Annotated in this window: 8 protein-coding genes; all 8 read left to right on the top strand. The window is 33.4% G+C overall.

Translation table 11 applies throughout. The features are described from left to right. Window positions 1-789, top strand: a 789-nt coding sequence (yhdJ, locus tag R3333_RS12305) for an adenine-specific DNA-methyltransferase (RefSeq protein WP_318959076.1), incomplete at its 5' end; no start/stop codon positions are given. Continuing rightward, window positions 786-1895 carry a hypothetical protein gene (locus tag R3333_RS12310; protein WP_318959077.1) on the top strand — a complete coding sequence of 370 codons (1110 nt, stop codon included), beginning with the start codon at window positions 786-788 and terminating at the stop codon, window positions 1893-1895. The genes yhdJ and R3333_RS12310, both read left to right, overlap by 4 nt. A gap of 165 nt (window positions 1896-2060) precedes the next feature. Beyond that, a complete protein-coding gene (locus R3333_RS12315; protein ID WP_318959078.1) occupies window positions 2061-2438 on the top strand; it encodes a hypothetical protein in 378 nt (125 codons plus the stop codon). A gap of 93 nt (window positions 2439-2531) precedes the next feature. Next, a complete protein-coding gene (locus tag R3333_RS12320; protein ID WP_318959079.1) occupies window positions 2532-2801 on the top strand; it encodes a hypothetical protein in 270 nt (89 codons plus the stop codon). After that, window positions 2798-3289: a hypothetical protein gene (locus R3333_RS12325; RefSeq protein ID WP_318959080.1), complete on the top strand. Its 492-nt coding sequence runs from the start codon at window positions 2798-2800 to the stop codon at window positions 3287-3289. The genes R3333_RS12320 and R3333_RS12325 overlap by 4 nt, the downstream gene beginning before the upstream one ends. Before the next feature lie 74 nt (window positions 3290-3363). After that, window positions 3364-3891 carry a hypothetical protein gene (locus R3333_RS12330; protein WP_318959081.1) on the top strand — a complete coding sequence of 176 codons (528 nt, stop codon included), beginning with the start codon at window positions 3364-3366 and terminating at the stop codon, window positions 3889-3891. Window positions 3892-3969: 78 nt separating this feature from the next. Next, window positions 3970-4302: a hypothetical protein gene (locus R3333_RS12335; RefSeq protein WP_318959082.1), complete on the top strand. Its 333-nt coding sequence runs from the start codon at window positions 3970-3972 to the stop codon at window positions 4300-4302. A gap of 49 nt (window positions 4303-4351) precedes the next feature. Further along, on the top strand, window positions 4352-4989 hold a 638-nt coding region (locus R3333_RS12340), incomplete at its 3' end, for a hypothetical protein (protein WP_318959083.1).

The raw sequence follows: 4989 nt of genomic DNA on the forward strand, positions 1-4989 counted from the left end.
ATTGAAGATAAATCGATTGATTTAATATTTGTTGACCCGCCTTATAATATTGGCAAAGACTTTAATGGTCGTAAAGACAAGTGGGATACTGACCAAAAATACTTGGATTGGTGTTACCAATGGATAGACTTGTGCTTAAGAAAGCTGAAGGACAGTGGAAGTTTTTATGTAATGACTTCAACACAGTTTATTCCTTATTTCGATTTGTATCTACGAGACAAAACCTCAATTCTTTCTCGTATAATTTGGTCTTATGATAGTTCTGGAGTTCAAGCCAAGAACTATTTTGGTTCAATGTATGAACCGATTTTGTTTTGCGTAAAAGACTCTAAAAACTACACCTTTAATTCGGACGAAATACTTGTTGAAGCTAAAACGGGTGCAAAAAGAAAATTAATTGATTATAGAAAAAATCCGCCACAACCTTACAATACAAAAAAAGTCCCTGGAAATGTTTGGGACTTTCCAAGAGTTAGGTATAGAATGGCTGAATACGAAAATCACCCGACCCAAAAGCCTATTGCTTTACTTGAAAGAATCATTAAAGCAAGTTCAAATGAAGGAGATACGGTGTTAGACCCATTCTCAGGAACGTTTACAACTTCATTTGTTGCTAAGTCGCTCAATAGAAAGTCCATTGGTATTGAAATAGATGAAGATTTTACAAAAATTGGTATTAGAAGAGTTTTAGAAGAAACCATTCTGAACGGAGAAGAATTAAAACCAGAACCTAAATCATATCAAATTAAAAATCAAACTCAACAAACATTATTTGAACCCAAAGTATGAAGCACTCTTTTACAGAAACAATATTTGACGTTCTAACCAAACACTTTGGAGAAGAAGCGGAAGCAATATTTAATAACAGTGAATTATTAAAGTACATAAATCAAAAAACAGTTTCAGCTCACAAAGGCTCAAAAGCTCGAGGGAGTTTTGGGAACCTTTATGCAATATATGTGCTCGTTGAAGATTATATAAAAGAAGGATTTCACGAAAAAGGAGATTATTCGAAATACGAAGGTGCTAAATTCTCAGACCTTTTTAAACGACAAAGAGAATTGCCTTTTGGTGCTAAACTTCAAAATCACGCTTTAAATCAGCGAATGAATTTAGAGTTTAGAAAGTATTTCCCAACCTGTGATTTTATTCCAATAATTAGAGTTGTTGAAACAAAACGATATTGGATAAATACAAATCTGATAGAACTAAAGGTAAACAAGAAAACCGTGAATATTTCTCAGGTAATTATAGAAATCATAGATGCTTATGCAGCTTCAAAAAGAAGTGCATTTGAGAGCTTCATTGAAACTTGTGAACGGCTAAAGGACATTGAGAATGAACAGCCAGAAGAAATCAAATCGTTCATTTTAGGTTTATTAGAACCAAACATTGATGCAAGAATTTTTGAAATCGTCAGTTACTCAATTCTCAAAGCCGACTACAATGATCAAACGGTTTATTTTGGTTTCACAGAAGATTCCATTGAGCCTGAAAATTTGAAGCTTTACAAAACAGGTAGAACGAATGCAAATGATGGTGGAATTGATTTTGTAATGAAACCTCTTGGTAGATTCTTTCAGGTAACTGAAACAACAGATGTAAAGAAGTACTTTTTAGATATTGATAAGCTTGAAAAATTTCCAATAACTTTTGTTGTAAAATCTACTGAAACTGTAGAAAAATTAAATGACCGAATCAAAGAAGGAGCTAAACAACAATATTCAGTTGAAGCAATTGTAAACAAGTATGTTTCCTGCATTGAAGAAATAATAAATATTGACAAGCTAAAAAGTAGTTTACAGTCTGCTGAAAGTAAAGGCAATATTCCTGACGTACTTAATGAGATTATCAAACAAAGTAAAGTGGAATTTAACTATGACGTTGAAGAATAATACCAACGCACAGTTCAAGCACATTGTAATCCTCGTTCCTGCGGTTGCAAAGAGCTTTCACCCCAACGCACGGACGAAAAAGAAAAACAAAAACGGGGCACAACAAAACCTATACGCAATGCCCTTCGGGACACTGCGCAAAGCCAAAACGTTGTGCTTAATTAAATGAACAAAGCATTTAAAAAGATCGAGACCATTCAAAACCAAGTAAAAGACTCAGTAAATGATTTACTTGTAGAAAATGGATATTCTCTTAACAAAGAAGAAAAGTTCGGTGATAGCCAAGCTCTGCTTCTTCAATGGACGAATGACGACAGTAATCATTCATTTCAGTTAATCTGGGACATAAGAGAACAATGGTTTGATCTAGGTGAGTTTAATCGGACAAATAATCTTAATTACGCAGAAAGATCTGAAATTGATTTGTTCCCTTACTCGGTATTCGGAGTTCTGTTTAGAGACAGATATAATAAAAACTACACTAAGAAAATTGAATTCAAAATCAAAGAAAAACTAAGCTCAACAAAACCTAAACTGCATTAAAACGCAGTTTTGCCTAAACGTTAGCATGCATTTAAAAACGAAAACATGAAGGCTTGGAAAATATCATTTTGGATTACCGTGACACTAATGATCGTGTCCAATCTATTTTGGTTATATCAGGTAAATGATACTGCGATTGGACATGGATACTACCAAGTAAGCTGTGAAGAATTCAAAGAAAACTCAGATATTCTCAATGCGTCACTCAATGGATTTGAGAATATAGGTGACTTAACCGCTTTTCTGGAGAAACACGAAATAGAATTCGAGACTATCAATAAAGCCAACAATGAGAACTATATCATTATCGGTTCATTAGTAATTCAATTCCTTGATAACGGGGAAATTGTCACGGAAAAATGAAAAATAGAATCTCAATATCACTTATATTATTATTCGCAAGTCTAAATCTATTCGGGCAAGTAAATGATGATTCGATACGACAAGTGGTGTTAAATAATAATGTTACTGATAGTCTTTATGTCTTCGGTCAATGGAATAAAACAGACGGAACCGAAACTCATCTTAGATACCTTGGGACAATTAAATCTCCTGAAGGTGAATATAAGATTATGACCTCCTCTTGGTTTTGGGGACTATCAAAAAGAGCAACTAGCAGAATTTTAGTATTTAATGACAAAAATGAATACTTAGGGAATTACTATGTCGGCATGACTTATGACTTGCCAGAAAAAATTGAGAATAACCAGGTTGTGTTTTTACATTCTAAAACTGATGAATGTGACAAAAAGAAAGTCACTAAATTATCTTTTGAAAGTGGAATTCCAGAAGAGTTCTTTTTAGAATGTAAAGATGGTTATGGAGATATTTACAAATTTGATAAAGAATAAAAACTAGCTACAACAAAAGGTATAGTGCACGCCCTTCGGGACACGCACCATACCCAAAACGTTAGTAACAATGTATGGGATACCTAGGGATTCAATCATATCATCCGACAGAGTACAGAGAATTATCATTATTCTATGACTACGCGAGTAGCGTGTTTGCCAAAACTAAGAATAGAAAAATTGATGGATATAAAGCTGTATTCAACCAAAACGGTGATTTTTGCGAGGACTGCCCTTTAATTATCCAGATAGATGATATAAACTTTGAGATAAGTACTTCCCAAGATGAACTTATTTCATTAACAACAAACTCAATTGATTTAAAAGAAGAAATTGTTTGGTTGGAAAAAGACAAATGGACTTGGGTAGACAGTGGATTAACTATATTAGATAGACTTATTGGGCATAAAATTAACTCAATAAGTATCATAGGATTGGATTACGGAGATATTGGAAAGGCAATCCACGGAATTCTATTTAATTGTTCAAATAATGATAATTCTTTTAAATTGTTGATTAGAACTAATTATGATAAAATCACCTTATTATCAATCGAAGATGATAAGACTGAAGAACCCAAAATAGAAATGAAATGTTACTAACATGCAGGGAAAAAATGGCGCACGATTATACTTTAGAAAAGCGCCACTTTTCCTACCGCAGAACCGTTAGGCACAAGTATGAAAAAAGCTAATAAAATACTATTGACCATACCTTCCATTTTAGGATTGAGCTATATGCCGACCGTCTGGATTCCTAAAGAGTTTCATTGGCTTGTACCATCTATGAAAGCTTATTACATCCAGGTTGGAACACTTCAAGCATTAACAATTCTACAACTCGTGATTTTGATTAGGAAACTTTGGTCTTTTAAAAATTTAGAAAAGTCGAAGAAGTCAGATTGGACTTGGTTATTGATATTGTTTAACTCAATAACTTCTCTGATTTTCATCTGGAAAAGAGTAGATGAATTTGAAGAATTAAATAATAAAAAAGAGCCTAACAAAACCTAAACTGCATTAAAAAGCAGATTAGCCTAACCGTTATGCGTAATTGATAACCATGATGAAATATTGTATAATTCTAATTATAGGTGTATTATTCCTCGTTTCATGTAAACAGGAAGTGGAAATAAATTCACTAGAGAGTTTACGAGAGAACATATCTCCTCAATCAGAGAAGTTTAGCTTGAATACAAACCAAGACAATTACATCGAGGGAAAACAAGGAACCGTAATATTCTTTCCTGCAAATTCGTTTGTTTATGCCAATGGTAAACCTGTTAAAGGTGAAATTGAAATAAATCTTGAAGAATATTATTCCATTTCTGATATCGTTTCGAATAACCTATCGACACTTTCAGATTCTTTATTACTAGAAACTATAGGAATGATAAACATCAAGGCAACATCAAAAGGCAGAGAAGTACAAATAACCCCCTCTATGTCCTATGTTGTTTGTTTTCCCCAAAAAAAGGAACAAGAAATGGAACTTTTCTATGGGAATAAGAACTCTAATGGTGAGATGAATTGGAAACTCGAAAATGCTGCCAATTATCAAGATGAGAAGACTGATAAAATCAATTATCTCAACGTAGATTCTTCACTTGTAAATGAGTACGTCGGCATATCATGTTGGACTGCAGCGTCAACTGATCCTAATGGTCGAAATTGCAGGTTTGATTGGGACTTAAATCACAA

Origin of the sequence: Lishizhenia sp. (genome assembly GCF_033720595.1) — a bacterium.
GTDB lineage: Bacteria > Bacteroidota > Bacteroidia > Flavobacteriales_D > Crocinitomicaceae > Lishizhenia.